Annotated in this window: 17 protein-coding genes; 1 reads left to right on the top strand and 16 read right to left on the bottom strand. The window is 75.1% G+C overall.

Features of this window, described 5'->3' with window-relative positions:
- Positions 1-32 precede the first annotated feature (32 nt).
- Complete coding sequence (locus tag CRP39_RS04280) at positions 33-1,544, bottom strand: potassium/proton antiporter (RefSeq protein ID WP_097204621.1); 1,512 nt, start codon at positions 1,542-1,544, stop codon at positions 33-35.
- Between the two features lie 102 nt (positions 1,545-1,646).
- Between CRP39_RS04280 and ileS the strand changes: the two genes are divergently transcribed.
- On the top strand, positions 1,647-4,820 hold the full coding sequence (ileS, locus tag CRP39_RS04275; RefSeq protein WP_097205153.1) for an isoleucine--tRNA ligase: 3,174 nt from the start codon (positions 1,647-1,649) through the stop codon (positions 4,818-4,820).
- A 114-nt stretch (positions 4,821-4,934) separates the two neighbouring features.
- On the opposite strand, the gene CRP39_RS04270 is transcribed toward ileS, so the two are convergent.
- The 15 genes from CRP39_RS04270 to CRP39_RS04200 form a co-directional block, all read right to left on the bottom strand.
- On the bottom strand, positions 4,935-5,732 hold the full coding sequence (locus CRP39_RS04270) for a hypothetical protein (protein ID WP_097204619.1): 798 nt from the start codon (positions 5,730-5,732) through the stop codon (positions 4,935-4,937).
- Between the two features lie 128 nt (positions 5,733-5,860).
- The gene (wag31, locus tag CRP39_RS04265) at positions 5,861-6,583 is read right to left on the bottom strand and encodes a DivIVA-like cell division protein Wag31 (protein WP_097204617.1); all 723 of its coding nucleotides are present in this window, start codon (positions 6,581-6,583) and stop codon (positions 5,861-5,863) included.
- 100 nt (positions 6,584-6,683) lie between these two features.
- Complete coding sequence (locus tag CRP39_RS04260; protein ID WP_097204615.1) at positions 6,684-6,980, bottom strand: YggT family protein; 297 nt, start codon at positions 6,978-6,980, stop codon at positions 6,684-6,686.
- 51 nt (positions 6,981-7,031) lie between these two features.
- The gene (locus CRP39_RS27970; RefSeq protein WP_097204614.1) at positions 7,032-7,805 is read right to left on the bottom strand and encodes a cell division protein SepF; all 774 of its coding nucleotides are present in this window, start codon (positions 7,803-7,805) and stop codon (positions 7,032-7,034) included.
- 41 nt (positions 7,806-7,846) lie between these two features.
- Complete coding sequence (locus CRP39_RS04250) at positions 7,847-8,587, bottom strand: YggS family pyridoxal phosphate-dependent enzyme (protein WP_097204612.1); 741 nt, start codon at positions 8,585-8,587, stop codon at positions 7,847-7,849.
- Positions 8,588-8,675: 88 nt separating this feature from the next.
- Entirely contained in the window at positions 8,676-9,407 is a 732-nt protein-coding gene (gene pgeF / locus CRP39_RS04245) for a peptidoglycan editing factor PgeF (protein WP_216359598.1), read from the bottom strand.
- Between the two features lie 107 nt (positions 9,408-9,514).
- A complete protein-coding gene (gene ftsZ / locus CRP39_RS04240) occupies positions 9,515-10,813 on the bottom strand; it encodes a cell division protein FtsZ (protein WP_097204611.1) in 1,299 nt (432 codons plus the stop codon).
- Positions 10,814-11,180: 367 nt separating this feature from the next.
- Positions 11,181-11,765, bottom strand: coding sequence for a peroxidase-related enzyme (locus CRP39_RS04235; RefSeq protein ID WP_097204609.1), 585 nt, complete (start codon positions 11,763-11,765; stop codon positions 11,181-11,183).
- 21 nt (positions 11,766-11,786) lie between these two features.
- Positions 11,787-12,590, bottom strand: coding sequence for a cell division protein FtsQ/DivIB (locus tag CRP39_RS04230; protein ID WP_172442277.1), 804 nt, complete (start codon positions 12,588-12,590; stop codon positions 11,787-11,789).
- Positions 12,587-14,044, bottom strand: coding sequence for a UDP-N-acetylmuramate--L-alanine ligase (gene murC / locus CRP39_RS04225; protein ID WP_097204608.1), 1,458 nt, complete (start codon positions 14,042-14,044; stop codon positions 12,587-12,589). The genes CRP39_RS04230 and murC overlap by 4 nt, the downstream gene beginning before the upstream one ends.
- Positions 14,045-14,201: 157 nt before the next feature.
- Complete coding sequence (gene murG, locus CRP39_RS04220) at positions 14,202-15,311, bottom strand: undecaprenyldiphospho-muramoylpentapeptide beta-N-acetylglucosaminyltransferase (RefSeq protein WP_097204606.1); 1,110 nt, start codon at positions 15,309-15,311, stop codon at positions 14,202-14,204.
- Positions 15,308-16,747 (bottom strand): putative lipid II flippase FtsW, encoded by a 1,440-nt coding sequence (ftsW, locus tag CRP39_RS04215; RefSeq protein ID WP_245853552.1) that lies wholly within the window; start codon positions 16,745-16,747, stop codon positions 15,308-15,310. The genes murG and ftsW overlap by 4 nt, the downstream gene beginning before the upstream one ends.
- Before the next feature lie 260 nt (positions 16,748-17,007).
- On the bottom strand, positions 17,008-18,087 hold the full coding sequence (gene mraY / locus CRP39_RS04210; RefSeq protein ID WP_097204603.1) for a phospho-N-acetylmuramoyl-pentapeptide-transferase: 1,080 nt from the start codon (positions 18,085-18,087) through the stop codon (positions 17,008-17,010).
- Positions 18,084-19,478: a UDP-N-acetylmuramoyl-tripeptide--D-alanyl-D-alanine ligase gene (locus CRP39_RS04205; RefSeq protein WP_097204601.1), complete on the bottom strand. Its 1,395-nt coding sequence runs from the start codon at positions 19,476-19,478 to the stop codon at positions 18,084-18,086. Before CRP39_RS04205 ends, mraY begins: the two co-directional genes overlap by 4 nt.
- Positions 19,475-21,046, bottom strand: coding sequence for a UDP-N-acetylmuramoyl-L-alanyl-D-glutamate--2,6-diaminopimelate ligase (locus CRP39_RS04200; protein ID WP_097204599.1), 1,572 nt, complete (start codon positions 21,044-21,046; stop codon positions 19,475-19,477). Before CRP39_RS04200 ends, CRP39_RS04205 begins: the two co-directional genes overlap by 4 nt.
- Positions 21,047-21,049 lie beyond the last annotated feature (3 nt).

Below are 21,049 nucleotides of genomic sequence, written 5' to 3'. Positions count from 1 at the left end.
GGTGCGCTCGCGCCCCCGTCTTGTCCGTGGGCTCAGTCGGCCTCGGTGGCGGCGCCGGTCTCGCCACGCCAGCCGGCCAGGCGCCCGGCCCGGCTGACCGCTCGCAACCGCTGCTCGGCCGCCGGCCGGGAGCGGCGGGCCGACACCAGCAGTGCCTGGTCCCCGCGCTTCAGCCGGGTGTTGGCGTCGGGGACGAACGAGCGGCCGTCGCGGACGATGAGCACCACCGCGGCGTCCTCGGGCAGCCGGAGCTCGGGCAGGTAGACGCCGTGCAGCCGGGAGCCCTGCGGGACGGTGAGCTGCAGGAGGTCGGCGTCCAGCTCGTCCAGCGGGGCGGACTCCACGTCGACGTCGCGCGGCGTCACCGGCGCGGCGATCCGCAGTCGCCGGGCCACCCAGGGCAGCGACCAGCCCTGGATCAGGGTGAAGACGACGACGAGCACGAAGACGATGTCGAAGATGCGAACGGCGCGGTCGACACCGGCCGCGACCGGGAAGGTGGCCAGGACGATCGGCACCGCCCCGCGCAGGCCCGCCCAGGAGATGAACGCCTGCTGGGTGAGCGGCAGCCGGAACCACACGAGGCTGGCCAGCACCGACAGCGGCCGCGCCACCAGCAGCAGCGCGCCGCCCACGAGCAGCGCCGGCAGCAGCGCCTCGCCCAGCCGGGACGGCGAGGCGAGCAGCCCGAGCAGGACGAACAGCCCGATCTGGGCCAGGGAGGCCATGCCCTCGGCGAAGCCCATGCTCGCCGAGCGGTGCGGCAGGGCCGCGTTCCCGAGCACGACGCCGGCCAGGTACACCGCGACGAACCCGGAGGTGTGGGCGAGGGCCGCCGTCGAGAAGGCGAGCACGCACAGCGCGAGGGTGGCCAGCGGGTAGAACCCGGCCAGCGGGAGGGCGACCCGGCGCAGCAGCTCGGCGCCGGCCACCCCGACGGCGATGCCGATGGCCGCACCGCCGATCAGTTCCGCGACGATCTCCAGCGCGACCAGCCACCAGGCGTGCGTCTCGCCGCCGGTCAGGTACGTCGCCAGCGCGGACACCAGGAGGATCGCGGGGGCGTCGTTGAGGCCGCTCTCGGCCTCGATGGAGGCGGCCAGGCGGCGGGGCAGCGGCAGCCGGCGCAGCGCGGCGAAGACGGCGGCGGCATCCGTGGAGCCGATGACCGCGCCCAGCAGGAGCGCGAAGGCCCACGGGAAGTCCAGCAGCCAGACCGCGATCGCCGCGGTGACGACGACGCTGACCACCACGCCCACGGTGGCCAGTGACACGCCCGGCCCGATCGCCCGCCGGACGTCGTCCCACCGGGTGGTCAGCCCGCCCTCGGCCAGGATGACGAGCAGCGCGGCGACGCCGAGGGTCTGGGTGAGCTGCACGTCCTCGAAGTCGATGCCCACCCCGCGCTCGCCCAGGGCCACTCCGAGGGCGAGGTAGATCAGCAGGCTGGGCAGGCCCAGCCGGTCGGCCAGGCGCAGCGCGACGGCGGCGACGAGGACGATCAGCGCGCCGAGGGCCAGCGCGACGGTGACCGTCGTGTTCACCGGGCGCCCCTGTCCACCTCGGCAGTCTCCCGTACGCGCATCACAGCGCGGTTCCAGCAGTCCACCGACGGACCGCCGAGCGCCTCGGGGACAATGGGCGGCGTGAGCTCTCCCGGCCCGTTCCGCGCGCTGCCCCCCCAGGTCGACCTGCCCGCCCTCGAGCAGGAGATCCTGGGCCGCTGGGAGGCCGACAAGGTCTTCGCCCGCTCGCTGGAGGCCTCGGCCGGCCGGCCGCAGTGGAACTTCTACGAGGGGCCGCCCACCGCCAACGGGCGCCCTGGCACGCACCACATCGAGGCACGTGCGTTCAAGGACGTGTTCCCCCGGTTCAAGACCATGCAGGGCTGGCACGTGCCCCGCCGCGCCGGCTGGGACTGCCACGGCCTGCCGGTGGAGATCGCCGTCGAGCAGGAGCTGGGCTTCGCCGGCAAGCCGGACATCGAGCGGTACGGCATCGCGGAGTTCAACGCCCGGTGCCGCGAGTCGGTCATGCGGCACGTCGACGCGTTCAGCGAGCTCACCCACCGCATGGGCTACTGGGTCGACATGTCCACCGCCTACTGGACGATGGACCCCGCCTACATCGAGAGCGTCTGGTGGTCGCTCAAGCAGGTCTTCGACAAGGGCCTGCTCGTCGAGGACCACCGCGTCGCCCCGTACTGCCCCCGCTGCGGCACCGGGCTGTCCGACCACGAGGTGGCCCAGGGCTACGAGTCGATCACCGACCCGTCGGTCTACGTGCGGCTGCCGGTCACCAGCGGCGAGTGGGCCGGCAAGGCCGACCTGCTGGTCTGGACGACGACGCCGTGGACGCTGCCGTCCAACACCGCGGTCGCCGTGCACCCCGACGTCACCTACGTCGTCGCCCGGCGCGCCGCGGACACGCTCGTCGTGGCCGAGCCGCTGCTGGGCGCCGTCTTCGGTGGGACCGACGGCGTCGAGGTGCTGGCCCGCACCACCGGCCGGGACTGGGAACGGGTGCACTACCAGCGTCCCTTCGAGCTGGTCGACTTCCCCGAGGGGGAGGACGCGCACTTCGTCGTCCTGGCCGACTACGTGACCACCGACGACGGCACCGGGTTGGTGCACCAGTCCCCCGCGTTCGGCGCCGACGACCTCGCCGTCTGCCGCGGTTACGGCCTGCCCGTGGTCAACCCGATCGACGCGACCGGGCACTTCCTGCCCGACGTCGGCCTGGTCGGGGGCCGCTTCTTCAAGGCCGCCGACGACGAGCTGGTGGTCGACCTGCAGCAGCGCGGCGTGCTGTGGCGCGAGCAGCGCTACGAGCACAGCTACCCGCACTGCTGGCGCTGCCACACGCCGCTGATGTACTACGCGCAGCCGTCCTGGTACATCCGGACGTCGGTGATCAAGGACCAGCTGCTCGCCCAGAACGAGCGGACGCACTGGCACCCCGAGCACATCCAGTGGGGCCGCTACGGCGACTGGCTGCGCAACAACGTCGACTGGGCGCTGTCCCGGGACCGCTACTGGGGCACCCCGCTGCCCATCTGGCGCAACGACGCGGACCCGACGCGGATGGTCGCCGTCGGTTCCCTCGCCGAGCTCTCGGAGCTGACCGGCCGCGACCTGTCCGACCTCGACCCGCACCGGCCGTTCATCGACGACGTGACCTTCACCCGTCCCGGTGAGGAGGGCACCTACCGGCGCGTCCGCCAGGTCATCGACGCCTGGTACGACTCCGGCTCGATGCCCTTCGCGCAGTGGGGCGCGCCGCACCGCAACCAGGCGGAGTTCCAGGCCGCCTACCCGGCGCAGTTCATCTGCGAGGCGATCGACCAGACCCGCGGCTGGTTCTACACGCTCATGGCCGTCGGCACCCTGGTCTTCGAGCAGAGCTCCTACGAGAACGTGCTCTGCCTCGGCCACATCCTCGCCGAGGACGGCCGGAAGATGAGCAAGCACCTCGGCAACATCCTCGAGCCGATCCCGCTCATGGACCGACACGGCGCCGACGCCGTCCGCTGGTTCATGCTGGCCGGCGGCTCGCCGTGGTCCGCCCGCCGGGTGGGCCACGAGACGCTGTCCGAGGTCGTCCGGAAGGTGCTGCTCACCTACTGGAACACCGCCAGCTTCTTCACGCTGTACGCCGAGACCAACGGGTGGGACCCGGCCACGACGCCCGCCCCCGCCCCGGCGGACCGGCCGCTGCTGGACCGCTGGGCGCTGGCCGAGCTGGCCGCTGTCACCGACGGGGTCACCGCGGCCCTGGAGGACTTCGACACCCAGGGCGCGGGCCGGCTGATCGCCCAGTTCGTCGACGACGTCTCCAACTGGTACGTGCGCCGCTCCCGCCGCCGCTTCTGGGACGGCGACCCGGCCGCGCTGGCCACGCTGCACGAGGTGCTCGACGTCCTCACCCGGCTGATGGCGCCGTTCACCCCCTTCGTCACCGAGGAGGTGTGGGCCCGTGCGGTGGTGCCGGGGCTGGCCGGTGCCGAGGTCCCTGACAGCGTGCACCTGGCCGGCTGGCCGCGGGTCGACGAGGCCGCCCGCGACGAGGCGCTCGTCGCCCAGGTCGCGCTGGTCCGGCGGCTGGTGGAGCTGGGCCGCTCGGCCCGCACGTCGGCCAAGGTGCGCACCCGCCAGCCCCTGGCCCGGGCCGTGGTGTCCGCGCCCGGCTGGTCGGAGCTGCCCCGGGACCTGGTCGCCGAGGTCGCCGACGAGCTCAACGTCGCGGAGCTGATGGACCTCTCGGCGGTCGGCGGGGACCTCGTGGACGTCAGCGTGAAGGTCGACTTCCGGGCCGTCGGCCGGCGGCTGGGCAAGCAGGTCCAGGCCGTCGCCAAGGCCGTCGCCGCCGCCGACGCGGCCGCCCTCGTCGCCGCCTACCGGACCGGCACCGCCACCGTCGACGTGGACGGTGCCCCCGTGCCGCTGGAGGAGGGCGACCTGGTCGTCACCGAGACGCCGCGCGAGGGCTGGACCGTGGCCAGCGGCGGCGGGCTCACCGTCGCGCTGGACCTCGAGCTCACCCCCGAGCTGGAGCGTGCCGGGCTGGTGCGCGAGGCGGTCCGGCTGGTCCAGGACGCCCGCAAGGGCAGCGGCCTGGCTGTCAGCGACCGCATCGAGCTGTGGTGGACCGTCGACCACTCCGCCGGCGCCGACCAGATGGCTCAGGCGCTCACCGAGCACGGCGCCCAGTTGGCCGACGAGGTGCTCGCCGTCCGGGTGCACGCCCGGACGGCCGGCGCGGGCGACGGGATCGACGGGCCGGCCGGCTCGCGGTTCTGGGTGGCGCGCGCGGGCGGCTGAGGAGGGACCCCGTCCTCCTCACCGGAGGAGGACCCGGCCCTCCTCACCTGTCGCAGGTCGGGGCGGGATCCGCGACGGAGCCGTGGCGAGGCTCTGGACGGGGCCTCCGTCGGCTCAGTACCCGCGGGCGGACCTGCGCCGCGCCCGCTCGGTGTCGGCCAGCTGCCGCACCGGGCGGCACGTCCCGCACGGGGTGAAGCCGTCGGCCCGGGCCTCGGCCATCGGCAGCGGGATCGTGGTCGCTCCGCTCAGGTGCGGGCAGACCGCCACGTGGTAGCGGGGGTGCTCGTCCACCACGAGCACCTCGTCGTCGAGGTCGACCACGAGCAGCAGGTCGGTGACCTCGACGTCCTCCTCGGCGGGTTCCCCGTCGTCGGGGGCGCCGCGGACACCCCCCGGCACGGCCGCGTGGGCACCCGTCGGCGCGTCGGCCGCCGGGCCCCGGGTGGGTGCTCCGGGCGGCGCGACGGGCCAGGCCGGCAGCTCCGGGGCCACGGCGGGCTCCCGCGACTCCCCGGCAGGGACGTCGCGGGAGTGGTGGTCGTCCCGGAGCGCCCGGTGCCCGCCCGACGACGGGCCGTGCACCGCGCGGTGCCCGTCCGACGACGTGCCACCCGCAGCGCGGTGTCCCCCGGAGTCCGGGCCGCCCACGGCGCGCTGACCCCCGGTAGCGGGGCCGCCGTCGGCGCGCTGCCCGCCCGACGACGGGCCGCGCACGGCCGGCGGCGACGGCGCACGGTCGGTGGGCTCGTCCACGTCCCGGGCGGCGGCGACCCGTGACAGCACCAGCAGGACCGCGGCCAGGGCACAGGCCACGACGCAGACCCAGTACAGGGCCGTGATGTCTGTGACGAGGCCGCCGACGAACATCCCGAGACCGATCAGCACGAGCAGGCCGGCTGCCAAGATCACGGGCCGACTGTAACCGGGCGGCCCCCCGGCCCGCGCCCGGACGGAGCAGGGCCCCCGGACGTCGTCCGGGGGCCCTGCTGTGCTCTCCCGTTCCGGGCCACCTGGAGGGGTGGGGGACGGGGCCTGTGTCAGGCGCTGGCGTGCTGTGTCTGCCGGCTGTTGGACGCCGGCTCGGCCGAGCCGCGGCTGTCCAGGTCGCGGAGGTGCGACTCGAGGTAGGACCGCAGGCGCGTGCGGTACTCGCGCTCGAAGGTCCGCAGTTCCTCGATCTTGCGCTCGAGGCTGCTCTTCTTCTCCTCGAGCGTGCCCATGACCTCGGCGTGCCGGCGCTCGGCGTCCTGGTCGAGGGCGGCGGCCTTGGCGCGGGCCTCGCGCTCCATCGTGTCGGCGCGGGTGCGGGCGTCGCCGACCATCGAGTCGGCACGCATCTTCGCCTCGCTGACCATCTGCTCGCTCTTGGCCCGCGCCTCGGTGACCATGCGCTCGCTGTTGGTCTTGGCGGTGACGACCATCTGGTCGGCCTGGGCCTTGGCCTCGTTGACGTACCGGTCGGCCGTCTCGGTGGCCAGCGCCAGCATCCGCGACGCGCGAGCGCTGTCGTCCTCACGCGGAGCGGCGGCCGGCGGGGGCGGCGGCGCGACGGCGGGAGCCGGCGGCTCCGGGGCCTCCTGGCGGGGCGTGCGGCCGGTGGCCGAGCCCGAGCGGAGCTCGTTGTTCTCCTCGATCAGCCGCGCCAGCTCGGCCTCGACCACGTCGAGGAACGCGTCCACCTCGTCCTCGTCGTAGCCACGCTTGCCGATCGGCGGCTTCTTGAAGACGACGTTGTGCACGTCGGCAGGCGTCAATGGCATCGGGTCACCTCGGGTCGGACAGCGGGAACAGGGACGTTCTCGGACGAGCGACGGCGGACCGCACCCGTCCTCCGTCCGTCCTTCCCCGGTGGGTTCAGGGTCACGCGGTGGCGGCGAGTGAGGTCGTGATGCCACGCAGGATGTACACGGCAATCAAAAGCACCATAAACCCGAGGTCCAACCGGATGGTGCCCAGGTTCAAGGGCGGGATGACCTTGCGGACCGCCTTGAGCGGAGGGTCGGTCGTCGCGTAGACGACCTCCAGCCCCGCCGCCACCAGCCCGGACGGCCGCCAGCTGCGGGCCAGCACCATGACCCAGTCGACGACGAACCGCGCGAAGAGCAGGACGAGGAAGACGAGCAGCACCGATGAGACGATCTGCCAGAAGAGAGCCACGGTCCTCGTTCGTTCAGGGCACTCCGCGTGCCGGGTCCAGTCCTGCCGGCCTCAGGACTGGTTGAAGAACCCGCCCTCGCGGATCCGTGCCTTGTCCTCGGCCGTCACGTCGACGTCCCTCGGGCTGAGCAGGAACACCTTGTTCGTGACGCGCTCGATACTACCGCGCAGGCCGAAGGACAGGCCGGCAGCGAAGTCCACGAGCCGCTTCGCGTCGGCGTCGTTCATCTCGGTGAGGTTCATGATCACCGGCATGCCGTCGCGGAAGCTCTCGCCGATCTGGCGGGCCTCGTTGTACGTGCGCGGGTGCAGCGTGGTGATCCGGTAGGGCTTCGGGGTGGGCGCCGGGGCCGGGGCGGGCTCGGGCACGGCCGCAACGGGCTCCCGGACGGCGAGACCAGCGGCACCGGCCGCGGTCGACCCGCCGGCACCGGACCCCGCGGTCGACGAGAGGCCGCCACCGGCCGAGCCGCCGAGGCGGGCAGCGGGCGTCGAGGTCGCCGGGGCCAGCCCGATGCTGCGGTTGCCCGGGGTGCGTCGGGGCAGCGCCACGGGCTCGGGGTCGGGGGCCGGCAGGTCGGCCTCGAGGTCGGCGGGGTAGTCCTCGGCCCGGTAGTCGAGCTCGGCGTACCGGTCGCCGGCGCCGACGTAGGGGTCGTCGTAGGCGTCCTCGGCGTACCGGCCGTAGCGCCGGTCGTCGAGGTGCCGCTCGTCGCCGTGCCGGTCGTAGTCCGGCTGCCGGGCGTCGTACCGGCCGTAGGCACGGGCGTCGTCGTCCTCGACGAGCCCGAGGTAGATGCCCATCTTCCGCATGGTCCCGGCCATCAGCCCTCCCCCTCTGGTGTCGTCCTCGTTGCTCGCGTCCCTCACCCGGGCTGGTGGGACCCGTGTGACTGGTGTGACTCGTCCTCCGGGGAGGGTAGGGGCCGTTCCCCGAAGAGGGCGGTTCCGACACGCACGAGTGTGCTCCCGGCCGCGATCGCCTCCTCCAGGTCGGCACTCATCCCGGCCGAGATGTCGCCCGCCTCCGGGTGGTCGGACCGCACCCGCTCGGCGAGCACGGCCAGCCGCGCGAAGGCGGGGCCCGGGTCGCCCTCCCGGGGGGCGACCGCCATGAGGCCACGCAGCCGGAGCCCCTGCTCCGCGGCCACCGCGTCGGCGAGGGCGGGGACGTCGTCGGGCGCGGCGCCGCCGCGGGCGGCGAGCTCACCCTCGGGTCCGCCGAGGTCCACCTGGAGGAGCACCTCGACCGGCCGCCCCTGCTCGGTCCCCGCACGCGCCAGGGCCCGGACGAGCGACACCCGGTCGACCGAGTGCACCACCGCGCCCAGGCGAGCGACCGCGGCCGCCTTGTTGCGCTGCAGCTGGCCGATGAAGTGCCAGCGCAGCGGCACGTCGGCGAGCTCGGCGGCCTTGCCGGTCAGCTCCTGGGCGCGGTTCTCCCCGAAGTCGGCCTGACCGAGCGCGACGAGCTCCCGGACGGCGGCTGCGGGCCAGGTCTTGCTCACCGCCAGGAGGCGGACCTCGGCGGGATCGCGGCCGGCGGCACGGGCCGCCGCGGCGATCCGGGCACGGACGGCCTGGAGGCGGTCGGCGGGGGTCGTCACGGCGTGGATCCTCCCCCTCCACCGTGCCCCTCCCGCAGGGTCCCGCCGCCAGCCTGCGCATGGCGGGACCCTGCGGGAGGGTCCTCCGTCAGCCGAGCCAGGTGACGCCGGCCTGCCGCCCGGTGACGCCGTCGCGCCGGTGGGAGAAGAGGAACCGGTCCTCGGCGGTGCACCGGGGGTCGTGCACGACCTGCCCGACACCGGCGCCCCGCAGCAGCTCGGCCAGCCCGGCCCGCAGGTCCAGTCCGGGGGCGCCCTCCCGGGTGCGGACGGCGGCCGCCGGGGCGACCCGCGCCACCTCGACCTGCATCGCGCGGGGCACCTCGTAGCAGGCGCCGCAGACGGCGGGGCCCAGCAGTGCGGTCACGTCAGCAGCCCGCGCGCCCAGCTCCGCCATGGCGGCCAGGGCGGCCGGGACCACGCCCTGGCGCACACCCTCCCGGCCGGCGTGGACGGCCGCGACGACGCCGGCACGGGAGTCGGCCAGCAGCACCGGGACACAGTCGGCGACCAGCACGCACAGGACCAGGCCGGGCGTGCGCGTGACCAGCGCGTCGGTGGCCGGCAGCGGCCCCTCGACCGGCCCGTGGACCACGGCGACACCCGTGCCGTGCACCTGCTCCATCCACACCAGCGCAGCGGGGTCGACGGCGAGCTCACGGGCCAGCCGCTCACGGTTGGCCGCGACGTCGGCGGGGTCGTCACCGACGTGCCCGCCCAGGTTGAACGACTCGTAGGGGGAACGGGACCGGCCGCCCCGCCGGTCGGTGACGACCCGTCGGGGTCGCACCGCCTGCGGGGCGGCCGGGGCCGCGCTCACGGCGTGGCCCCCGTGCAGGGCCGGCCCCGTCCAGAGGCTCGCCGCGAGCCTGCGAGCGGTGAGGAGGACGGGGGCCTTCTACGAGCGGTGGGGGGCACGGGGTCCTTCTACTGGCGGAGGAACTCCGGGATGTCGAGCTCCTCCTCGAAGTCCTCGTTCGACAGCGGACGACGGCCCGCACCGCCGGAACCCGACCCGGGGACCGGCGGGAGCGGGGGCACGGTGATGCCCCCACCCGAGGCGGGCGCGGGGCGGGCCGGCAGCTGCGAGGTCGAGGGCAGCGGTGCCGGCTGCGCCTGCGGGACCTGCGAGCCCGAGCCGACCAGCCGCTCACCGGTGGGGGCCGGCGAGGCGGCCGTCACCGGCTGGGGGTGCACCGGCATCCGGGAGGACACCGGGGGCGCCACCGGGGCGGCGGTGGGCACGGAGGCGACACCGGCGTCCTTGCGACCGCTGGGCTTGCCGCCGTCGAAGCCCGCGGCGATGACGGTCACCCGCACCTCGTCGCCGAGGGCATCGTCGATGACCGCGCCGAAGATGATGTTGGCGTCGGCGTGGGCCGCGTCGGACACCAGCGAGGCGGCCTCGTTGATCTCGAACAGGCCGAGGTCCGAGCCACCGGAGATCGACAGCAGCACGCCGTGCGCACCCTCCATCGAGGCCTCCAGCAGCGGGCTGGCGATCGCCTGCTCCGCGGCCAGCAGCGCCCGGTTGTCCCCGCGCGCGCTGCCGATGCCCATCAGCGCCGACCCGGCACCGGACATGACCGACTTGACGTCGGCGAAGTCCAGGTTGATCAGGCCCGGCGTGGTGATCAGGTCGGTGATGCCCTGGACACCGGAGAGCAGCACCTGGTCGGCGGTCCGGAAGGCGTCCATGACGCTGACGTTGCGGTCACCGAGCTGCAGCAGCCGGTCGTTGGGGATGACGATGAGCGTGTCGCACTCGTTGCGCAGCTCCTCGATCCCCGACTCGGCCTGCACCGCGCGCCGCTTCCCCTCGAAGGAGAACGGACGGGTGACGACGCCGATGGTCAGCGCGCCGAGCTTGCGGGCGATGGAGGCGACCACGGGGGCACCACCGGTACCCGTGCCGCCGCCCTCGCCCGCCGTCACGAAGACCATGTCGGCGCCCTTGAGCACCTCCTCGATCTCCTCGCGGTGGTCCTCGGCAGCCTGCCGGCCGACGTCGGGCTGGGCGCCGGCGCCCAGTCCCCGGGTCAGCTCGCGGCCGACGTCGAGCTTGACGTCCGCGTCGCTCATCAACAGCGCCTGGGCGTCGGTGTTGATGGCGATGAACTCGACCCCCTTGAGGCCGACTTCGATCATGCGGTTGACCGCGTTCACCCCGCCGCCGCCGATGCCGACGACCTTGATGACCGCGAGGTAGTTGTGCGGAGGTGTCATGTGGGGCTCCCGACCTCGACCCTCATCCTCAAGTAAAGCCTTATAGTTATGTCAACTGGGTCGACGCGGACGAAGTTAGAGGGGGCTGCACAACCCCGACAAACACCCTCCGGCGCCCGGCGTGTCGACAGAACGCATCCACACCGATCCCAGGCTCCCCACTGGTCACATCCGCACCACTGACTGTGACGACTCGCGCCAGGAACGTCTCATGTGCAGGTCAAGGGCACAGACACGCCGACGAGCCGGAACCGTGGAAAGTGATCTCGGGCCCCGGGCGTGTCGCGCTCTCGCGCGTGTCGGTCGGCGCTCCGGGGCCCTACCCCTCCGGAGCCCCGGCGCCACCCTCTGCGAGCACTCGGTCGGGTCAGCTCCGCGGAACCCGCCCGAGCAGGTAGAACTCGTCGTTCGGGGGGATCGCCGCCCAGTGCGCGAGCCGGTTGGACAGCGCGAAGAGCGACACGATGGCGCCGACGTCCCAGACGTCGTCCTCGGTGAGACCGTGCCCGCGCAGGGTCTCCAGGTCGGCGGCGGTCACCGCCGCGGGGTCGACCGCAAGGCGGACGGCGACCTCGAGCACCGCGTGCATGCGCGGCGACAGCGGCGCCTTGCGCCAGTCGACGGCGACCTGGTCGGCGATGTGCGGGTCGCGGGCGCGGATGCGGGCGATCGCGCCGTGCGCGACGACGCAGTACAGGCAGTCGTTGGCCGCGCTGGTGGCGACCACGATGACCTCCCGGTCGGCCTTCGACAGGCCGGGGGTCTCCTTGTCCATCAGCGCGTCGTGCAGCGCGAAGAACGCCGCCGCCTCGGCGGGGCGCCAGGCCAGCGCGCCGAACACGTTGGGCAGGAAACCCGAGCGCTCTTCCACGTCGGCGTAGCGCTCGCGCAGTTCCGGGGCGAGCTGGTCAGGGCTGGGGACGGGGAACCGGCTGATCGGCGAGGAGCTCACCGCCCCAGACTGGCCCGCGGCTCAGCGCAGGACCACCGCGGACGGCGCACTCACGTCGATGGTGCCCGCCGGGTCCAGCGCGCCGGACTCCAGCTGGCCCAGCAGGGCGACCAGCACGTCGGCCTTGTCCTCGGCGTCCTCGGCACTCCCCCACAGCACCGTGGTGCCGTCGGTCAGGGTGAGGGTGACGTCCTCCGACGTGGTGGCCGAGGCCGCCGCGACGTCGGCACGGACCCCGGCCGGCAGGGCGACCAGTGCCGCCAGCCCGGCACGGGTGGCGCGGTCCCCGGCGCCCGGACCAGGGACGTCGAGGGGCACCACGCCCGGCGGCGGCGTGCCGGTGACCGTGTCGAACAGCACGCCGTCGGCGTCCACGAGGGTGCGCGTGCCGGCCTGCTCGACCACCGCCACCGGCACCCGCTCCTCGATGGTGACGACCACGCTGCGCGGCCACCCGCGGGCCACCTCGACCGAGGCGACCTGGGGCAGCCGGGCCACGCGTGCCTCGGCGGCGTCGACGTCCACCCGCAGCAACGGCGTGCCCTCGGCGATGCCGGCCACCTCCACCACCTCCCCGGCGGTGAGCGTGCCCGCGCCGTCGACCCGCACGGTCGAGACCGCCAGCACCGGGCTCCCCCACACCAGCCAGGCCAGCAACCCGAGCACCGCAGGGGCCAGCCCGGTGCGCACGAGCAGCCGGCGCCGGCGGTCGCGCGGGCTGTCGCGGCGCCGGCGGTCAGCGGTCGCCCCGGTACGGCGTCCGGGCTCGGGAGCGGACCCCGGTCCGCGGGAACGGTCGCGGGTGGTCGTCCCGGAACGGCTCACCGCTGCGGGTCCCCCGGCTCGTCGACGGGACCGCTCGCCCGTGCCCGCAGCACCTCCAGCACCTCCGGGCCGACCATGGACACGTTGCCGGCGCCCATCGTGATCACCAGGTCACCGGGCTCGGCCCGGTCGGCCAGCGCCGGGGCCGCCGCCGACCAGGACGGCTCGAAGTGCACGCGCCCGGCCGGCAGCGGGACCGCGTCGGCGACCATCGCGCCGGTGATGCCGGGGACGGGGTCCTCCCGGGCGCCGTAGACGTCCATGACCACGACCTCGTCGGCCAGCCCGAGGGCGGCGCCGAAGCCGGCGGCGAACTCGCGGGTGCGGCTGTACAGGTGCGGCTGGAAGGCGACGACCACCCGGCCGGTGCCCGCGACCGCCCGGGCGGCCCGCAGCTGTGCCTCGACCTCGGTGGGGTGGTGGGCGTAGTCGTCGTAGACCCGCACCCCCCCGGCGACGCCCTTGAGCTCGAACCGGCGGCGCACGCCGCCGAACCGGCCCAGGCCCTCCACCAGGCCGTCGGCGGGCAGCCCCAGCTCCAGGGCCGCCAGCAGCGCCGCGGCGCTGTTGCGGGCCATGTGCTCGCCGGGCACCCGGATCTGCACCCGGCCCAGCACCTCGCCGTCCAGGACCGCGGTCCACGCGGTCGTGTCGGGGCCGACCTCGATGTCCAGCAGCCGCAGGTCGGCGTCCTCGGCCGTGCCGTAGGTGCGCACCCGCGCCCGGGTCGGCACGCCGCGCAGGCGGGCCGAGCCGGGGTCGTCGGCGCACAGGACGACGAACCCGCCCGGGTCGACGGTGCCGAGGAACCGGTCGAAGGCGGCCTCCACGGCCGCGAGGTCGCCGTAGTTGTCCAGGTGGTCGGCCTCGACGTTGGTGACGATCGCCCCGTAGGGCGCGAGCAGCAGGAAGGAGCGGTCGCTCTCGTCGGCCTCGGCGACGAAGACGTCGCCCTCCCCCGCGTGCGCGTTGCTGCCGGACTCGTTGAGGTCCCCGCCGATCGCGAAGGAGGGGTCCGCGCCGCAGGCCTGGACCGCGACGGTGAGCATCGAGGTCGTCGAGGTCTTCCCGTGGGTGCCCGCCACGGCGATGCTGCGCTTGCCCGCCATGACGGCGGCCAGGGCCACCGCCCGCGGCAGCACCCGCAGGTCTCGCTCCCGCGCCGCGGCCAGCTCCGGGTTGTCCTCGCGGATCGCGGTGGAGACGACGACGGTGTCGGCGTCCCCCAGGTGGGCCGGGTCGTGGCCGAGCTCGACCCGCGCACCCAGCGCGCGCAGGGCCAGCAGGGTGGGGGTGTCCCGGCGGTCGCTGCCGGAGACCGTCACCCCCCGGGCCAGCAGGATCCGGGCGATCCCGCTCATCCCGGCCCCGCCGATGCCGACGAAGTGCACCGCCCCGAGCTCGGGGAGCGTGGGCACCGGCTCGTTCCACGCGGCGACCGCAGCGGCGCTCATCGCTCGACTCCGGACTCGTTCCGCTCCTCGCTCGCCGCCGGCAGCCGCCTCCACGGTCGCTCCGCTCCTCGCTCGCTGGCGCTCGCTGCGATGCTCACTCCCTGTCGGCGGCGGGCATCTCGCTGCGGTGCTCGCTCGCCCGTCGTCCTCGGGGCACTCATCGTCCGGCCACCTCCAGCACGATGTCGGCCAGTCGCTCGTCGGCCTCGCGGGACCCGGCCGCCGCGGCGTAGTCGGCGTACCCGGCCAGGGCCTGCGGGTCGGTCACCAGCGGCACCACGTGCTCCTCGATCCACGACGGCGACAGGTCGGCGTCGTCGACCAGCAGGCCACCACCGGCCGTCACCACCGGCAGGGCGTTGCGCCGCTGCTCGCCGTTGCCGATGGGCAGCGGGACGAACGCCGCCGGCAGCCCGACGGCCGACAGCTCGGCGACGGTCACCGCGCCCGCCCGGCACAGCGCCAGGTCGGTCGCGGCGTAGGCGAGATCCATGCGCTCCAGGTAGTCGACGACGACGTAGGGGGCGCTGCCCGCGGGGCGCGCGGGCACCGCCACGTCGGTGTTCTTCGGCCCGCGGGCGTGCAGCACCTGCACCCCGGCGGCGGTGAGCGCGTCCGCGGCGCCGACCGCGGCCCGGTTGAGCGACGCCGCCCCCTGCGAGCCGCCGAAGACCAGCAGCGTGGGCCGGTCGGCGTCCAGGCCGAAGGTGGCGCGAGCCTCGGCGCGGCGGGCGGGCCGGTCCAGCGTGCTGATCGCCGTCCGCAGGGGCATGCCGACGTGCTCGGCGCCGCGCAGCGGCGTGTCCGGCACCGTGACCGCCACCCGGGCGGCCAGGCGTGCGCCGATCCGGTTGGCCAGCCCGGGCAGCGCGTTCTGCTCGTGCACCACCACCGGCACCCGCTCGCGGCGGGCGGCCAGGTAGGCCGGTAGCGCGACGTAGCCGCCGAAGCCGACCACGACGTCGGCGTCGAGCTCGCGCAGCAGCGCGCGGGTCTCGGCCACCGAGGCGCGCACCCGGCCGGGCACCCTCAGCAGGTCGAGGGTGGGCTTGCGCGGGAGCGGCACCGGTGGGATGAGCCGCAGGTCGTACCCGCGGGCGGGCACGAGCCGGGTCTCCATGCCGCGGGCGGTGCCCAGGCAGGTGATCCGGGTGGGCGAGGCGCCGGGGGCACTGCCCGCACCCCGGCGCAGGAGCGCGTCGGCGAGGGCGAGCATCGGCTCGATGTGGCCGCCGGTGCCGCCGCCGGCGAGGACGACGCTGGTCATCGGGGCCTCCGGGGGGAGTCGGGCGCGGTCAGCCGGGCGCGGGGTGGGGGCTGACGGCGGCCGTCGCCGCCGCGGCCACGGGCGTCCGGCACCCGCCGCTCGCGCGGGCCGGACGCCCGCTCGCGGCCGGGTGCGCCGGGCACGACGCGGGCGACCGTGCGGCGGCCGGAGACGGCCGGCCCGCGGGCGGCCCGCTCCGCGTCCCGGGCGGCCCGCTCCGCGTCCCGGGCGGCCCGGCCGGCGGGCTCGACGCGGGACCGGCGGCGCGGGCGGACCGGCTCGACCGCGTGCTCCGCGACCGGCAGGAGCAGGCGGGTCAACCGGCCCGGCGTGTGGCGGCGCTGGTGCTCGATGGCCTCGGGCTCACTGCGGGCGAAGCGGATCAGCAGCCCGACGATGAACAGGGTGAGCACCAGGGAGGTGCCACCGGCGGAGACCAGCGGCAGGGTGACCCCGGTGACCGGCAGCAGGCCGACGACGTACCCCATGTTCATCGCGGCCTGACCGACCAGCCACACGGTGATGGCGACGCTGGCCAGCTGGACGAACCGGTCGGCCGACCGGCGGGCGATCCGGAAGCCGGCGTAGGCGAGCACGCCGTAGAGGGTGACCACGACCAGGCACCCGAGGAACCCGAGCTCCTCGCCGATGATCGCGAAGATGTAGTCCGACTCCGCCTCGGGCAGCAGGTTCCACTTCATGGCGCTGTTGCCCAGCCCGACACCCCACAGGCCGCCGGTGGCCAGCGCGTAGAAGCCCCGGATGGCCTGGAAGCCGGAGTCGGTGGGGTCGGCGAACGGGTCGAGGAAGGCGGTGATCCGCTCCATCCGGTAGGGCGCGGCCTTCACCATGACCCAGATGCCGACCGCGGCGATCCCGGCGCCCCAGGCGAAGAAGCGCAGCGGCATGCCGCCGCCCCACAGCAGGCCGATCAGCACCAGACCGAGGCTGACGATGCCACCGAAGTCCGGCTCCAGGTACAGCAGGAGCGACAGCACGCCGAACACCGGCAGCAGCGGCACCAGCAGCGTCCGCACCGTCAGGTACCGGTCCCGGATGGCCAGCATGTGCGCGCCCCACAGCGCGAAGACGAGCTTGGCGAACTCCGAGGGCTGGAACTGGGTGACTCCGAGGTCCAGCCAGGCCCGGGAGCCGTTGAGCTCCATCCCGAGGCCGGGGACGAACACCAGCAGCAGGAGGACGGCGGACCCCACCAGGGCCAGCGGCGCCCAGCGGCGGATCAGGCCGGCCGGCAGCCGCAGGGCCACGGCCATGGCGCCGAGCCCGATTACGGCGAAGACCAGCTGGTCGACCCCGGGGCGCCAGGCCGGCTGGTCGTTCAGCGCCGCCTCGATCGCCGACGCGGAGAAGACCATGACCAGGCCGATCGCCAGCAGCATCCCGGCCGCGCCGACCACCAGGTGGCAGCTGGTCATGGGGCCGTCGAGCCAGGCCGGGCCCCGGAGGCGGCGCGGGAGCGGCCCTCGCGGGGCGCCCGGGGTCCGGCGCGCCCCGGACGCGGGGCGCGGGCCGGGCACGAGGCCTGAGCCGGTGGACTCCATCGGGCCATCGTGACCGGTGCGCCCCGCCGACCGGGGCACCGGCGGGGCGTGTCGCATCGGTGAGGTGCTGGAACGGCCACCCTTCAGGGGCCCGCGCCGAGCTTGCGAGGCGTGGGGGGGAGGGCGGTCCTTCTTCACAGGCCGGTGATGGTGAGCCAGTCGGCGTAGAACAGGCCCAGCCCGAAGGCCACCGCCATCCCGGTGACCAGCCAGAACCGGACGATCACGGTGTTCTCGGCCCACCCGGCCAGCTCGAAGTGGTGGTGCAGGGGCGCCATCCGGAACACCCGCCGCCGGGTGGCCCGGAAGAAGGCCACCTGGATCACCACCGACAGGGTGACCGCGACGAACAGCCCGCCGAGGACGACGAGCAGCAACTCGGTGCGGGTGACGATCGCCAGCCCCGCCAGCAGCCCGCCCAGGGCCAGCGACCCCGTGTCGCCCATGAAGATCCGCGCCGGGCTGGTGTTCCACCACAGGAAGCCCAGGCAGGCTCCCATGCCGGCGGCGGCGACCAGGGTGATGTCGAGCGGGTCGCGCACGGTGTAGCAGCCGTCGATCACCGCGGTGGTGCAGTCGTGGGTGAACTGCCAGAACGAGATGATCGTGTAGGCCCCGCAGACCATCGCCGAGCAGCCGGCCGCCAGCCCGTCGAGGCCGTCGGTGAGGTTGACCGCGTTGGAGAACCCGGCGATGAACAGGTACGCCAGGACCACGAACAGGATCGGGCCGAGGGCCATCGGCGCGATGTCGCGCACGTAGGAGACGAACGTGGAGGCCGGGGTGGTGCCGGCGCTGTCGGGGAAGTTGATCGCCAGCACCGCGAAGGCCACGCCGATGACCAGCTGCCCGACCAGCTTGGCGGTCTTGTTCAGCCCCAGGCTGCGCCGGTACCGGATCTTCAGGTAGTCGTCGAGGAACCCGACGGTGCCCAGCCCGACCATGAGGAAGAGCACCAGCAGCCCGCTGGCGGTGAGCCCGCGGCCGGGCTGGTTGATGAGGAACAGGTGCGCGATCAGGTAGCCGCCGACGGTCGCCCCGACGATGACGGTGCCGCCCATCGTGGGCGTGCCCTTCTTCGACAGGTGGCTCTCGGGGCCGTCGTCGCGGATCTCCTGGCCGAAGCCCTTCCGGCGGAACAGGTGCACCGCCACCGGGGTGGCGAGGATGGAGATCACCAGGCCGAAGGCGGCGGCGATGAGGACCGACTTCACGCGCCGGCCCCGGCGTCGAGCAGGTCGGCGGCGAGCACCTCGAGCCCGTAGGACCGGCTGGCCTTCACCAGCACGACGTCTCCGGGCACCAGCGCCTCCATCAGCATTTCCCGGGCCGCCGCCCTGTCGGGCACGTGCACCGCACCCTCACCCTCGCGCGCTCCGGCCCGGAACGCGCCTCGAGCTATCCCTACCGCATCGGGTCCCACGGCCACGACGAGGTCCACCCCCGCGGCCACGGCGTCCTCGCCGAGCCGCTCGTGCTCGGCGTCCGCGCCGGGGCCGAGCTCGCCCATCGCGCCCAGGACGGCGACCCGCCGCTGTCCGGACAGGCCGGTGAGGGCCGCCAGGGCGGCACGCATGGACTCGGGGTTGGCGTTGTAGGCGTCGTTGACGACGGTGACCCCGTCCGCCCGGCGGGTGACCTCCATGCGCCACCGGCTGCGCGGCCCGGCGGCCGACAGGGCGGCCGCGACGTCGGCCGGGGCCATCCCCGCGGCGAGCGCGGCGGCGGTGGCGGACAGGGCGTTGGCGACCTGGTGGGCGCCGACCACCTGCAGCCGCACGGGGTGGTGTTCCTCCCCCACGGTCAGCGTGAAGCGGGCCCGGCCGGCGTCGTCCAGGGTGACGTCCGCGGCCCGGACGTCGGCGCCGTCGGCGAGCCCGGTGGTCAGCACCCGGGCCCGGGTGCGCGGCCGCATCCCGAGCACGCGGGCGTCGTCGGCGTTGAGGACGGCCGTGCCGTCCGCCGGCAGGGCCTCGACCAGCTCTCCCTTGGCGGCGGCGGTGCCCTCGGGCGAGCCGAACTCCCCGAGGTGCGCGGAGCCCACGTTGAGGACGACGCCGATCCGGGGGCGGGCGATCCCGCACAGGCGGGCGATGTGCCCGGGCCCGCGTGAACCCATCTCCAGCACCAGGAACCGGGTGGTCGCGTCGGCGTCGAGGACGGTCAGCGGCAGGCCGATGTCGTTGTTGTACGACCCGGGCGGGCTCACCGTGGGGCCGGCGGCGGCCAGCACCTGGCCCAGCAGGTCCTTCGTGGAGGTCTTCCCCGAGGAGCCGGTGATGCCGAGCGTCGTCAGGCCTCCCGCGACCAGCCGGGTGTGCACCTCGGCGGCCAGCCGGCCGAGGGCGGCCACCGGCTCGTCGACGACCACGCACGGCAGCGCGTCGTCCGGGCGGGTGCTCAGCGCGGCGACGGCGCCGGCGGCCGCGGCCGCGGCGAGGAAGTCCGCGCCGTCGACCCGCTCCCCCGGCACGGCGACGAACAGGTCCCCGGGGGCGACGGTGCGGGAGTCGACGGTGACCTTCCCGGTCACGACGCCGGTGGCGTCCGGCGTCAGCCGGCCGGCCACCGCCTCGGCCACCTCGGCCAACGACAGGGGGATCACGGGGCCTCCTCGCCGGCGCGGGCCAGGGCCTCGCGCAGCACGGCGCGGTCGTCGAACGGGTGCAGGGTCCCGGCCACCTCCTGGCCGGTCTCGTGGCCCTTGCCGGCCACCAGGACGGCGTCGCCCGGCCGCGCGCGGGCCACGGCCGCGGCGATCGCCGCGCGCCGGTCACCGACCTCCAGGACGTCGCCGCGATGCTCGGCGGGGACGCCGCCGAGCATCGCGGCGCGGATGGCGGCGGGGTCCTCCGAGCGGGGGTTGTCGTCGGTCACCACGAGCAGGTCGCTGCCGAGCGCCGCGGCCTCGCCCATCGCCGCCCGCTTGCCCGGGTCGCGGTCGCCGCCGCAGCCGAGCACGGTGATCACCCGGCCGGGCGTGGCGGCCCGAAGGGCGGCGAGGGCGGTGGCCACCGCGTCGGGCGTGTGCGCGTAGTCCACGACCGCGACGAACGGCTGGCCGGCGTCCACCGGCTCCATCCGGCCGGGGACGACGGTCTCCGCGAGCCCGCGCAGCGCCGTCTCCACCGGGACGCCGACGGCGCCGAGCAGGGCGACCGCCAGGACGGCGTTGGCGACGTTGAACCCCCCGGGCAGCCGCACGCGGGCCGGCCAGGTGCGCCCGCCCGGTCCGGTGAGGGTGAACGCGGAGCCGCCGTCCGGGGTCACGGTGACGTCGGTGGCCGTCCAGTCGGCGGCCGTGCCGCGACCGGACACGGTGACCGCCCGGCGGCCGTCGAGCATCCCGGTCAGCCGCCGCCCGTACGGGTCGTCGACGTCGACCACCTCGACCGCCGCACGGCCGTCGAACAGGCGGGCCTTGGCGAGGAAGTAGTCCTCCAGGTCGGTGTGGAAGTCCAGGTGGTCGCGGCCCAGGTTGGTGAAGCCGGCGGCGGCGAAGGGGATGCCCCCGACCCGGCCGAGCACCAGCGCGTGGCTCGACACCTCCATCACCACCGTCTGCACGCCCGAGTCCGCCATGCGGGCCAGGAGCGCGTGCAGGGCGGGGGCCTCGGGCGTCGTCCGGACGCTGGGGAGGGTGGTGACCGTCGGCGTGCCGTCGGCGGCGCGGCCGCGGGTGCGGGTCTCCACCGTGCCGACCAGGCCGGTGCCCCGGCCGGCGGCGGCCAGGCCGGCCTCGACCAGGTAGCTGGTCGTCGTCTTGCCGTTGGTGCCGGTGATGCCGATGACCTGCAGCCGCCGGCCGGGCTCGCCGTAGACCCGCGCGGCGACGGCACCGAGCCGGGCCCGCGGGTCGTCGACGACGCAGACCGGCAGGCCGGTGGCACAGGCCTGCTCACGGCCGGTGGGGTCGGTGAGGACGGCGACCGCACCGCGGGCGGCCGCGTCGGCGGCGAAGCGGGCACCGTGGGTGCGCGCGCCGGGCAGGGCCGCGTAGAGGTCCCCCGCACCGACCTCCCCGGAGGCCAGCGTGACCCCGGAGACCGGCGTCGCGGCGTCGCCCTGCACGGGCACACCGACGAGGTCGGCGAGGTCGGCGAGCGTCGGGTCGGGGATCGGCGGGGTGGTGCCCGCTGGGCGGGGCGCCGACCCGCCCGCGGTCGGGGTCACGGG

This window comes from Geodermatophilus sabuli (assembly GCF_900215145.1).
GTDB lineage: Bacteria > Actinomycetota > Actinomycetes > Mycobacteriales > Geodermatophilaceae > Geodermatophilus > Geodermatophilus sabuli.
The sequence above is the reverse complement of the archived record's forward strand: the minus strand, read 5'-3'. Positions and strand labels throughout refer to the sequence as shown.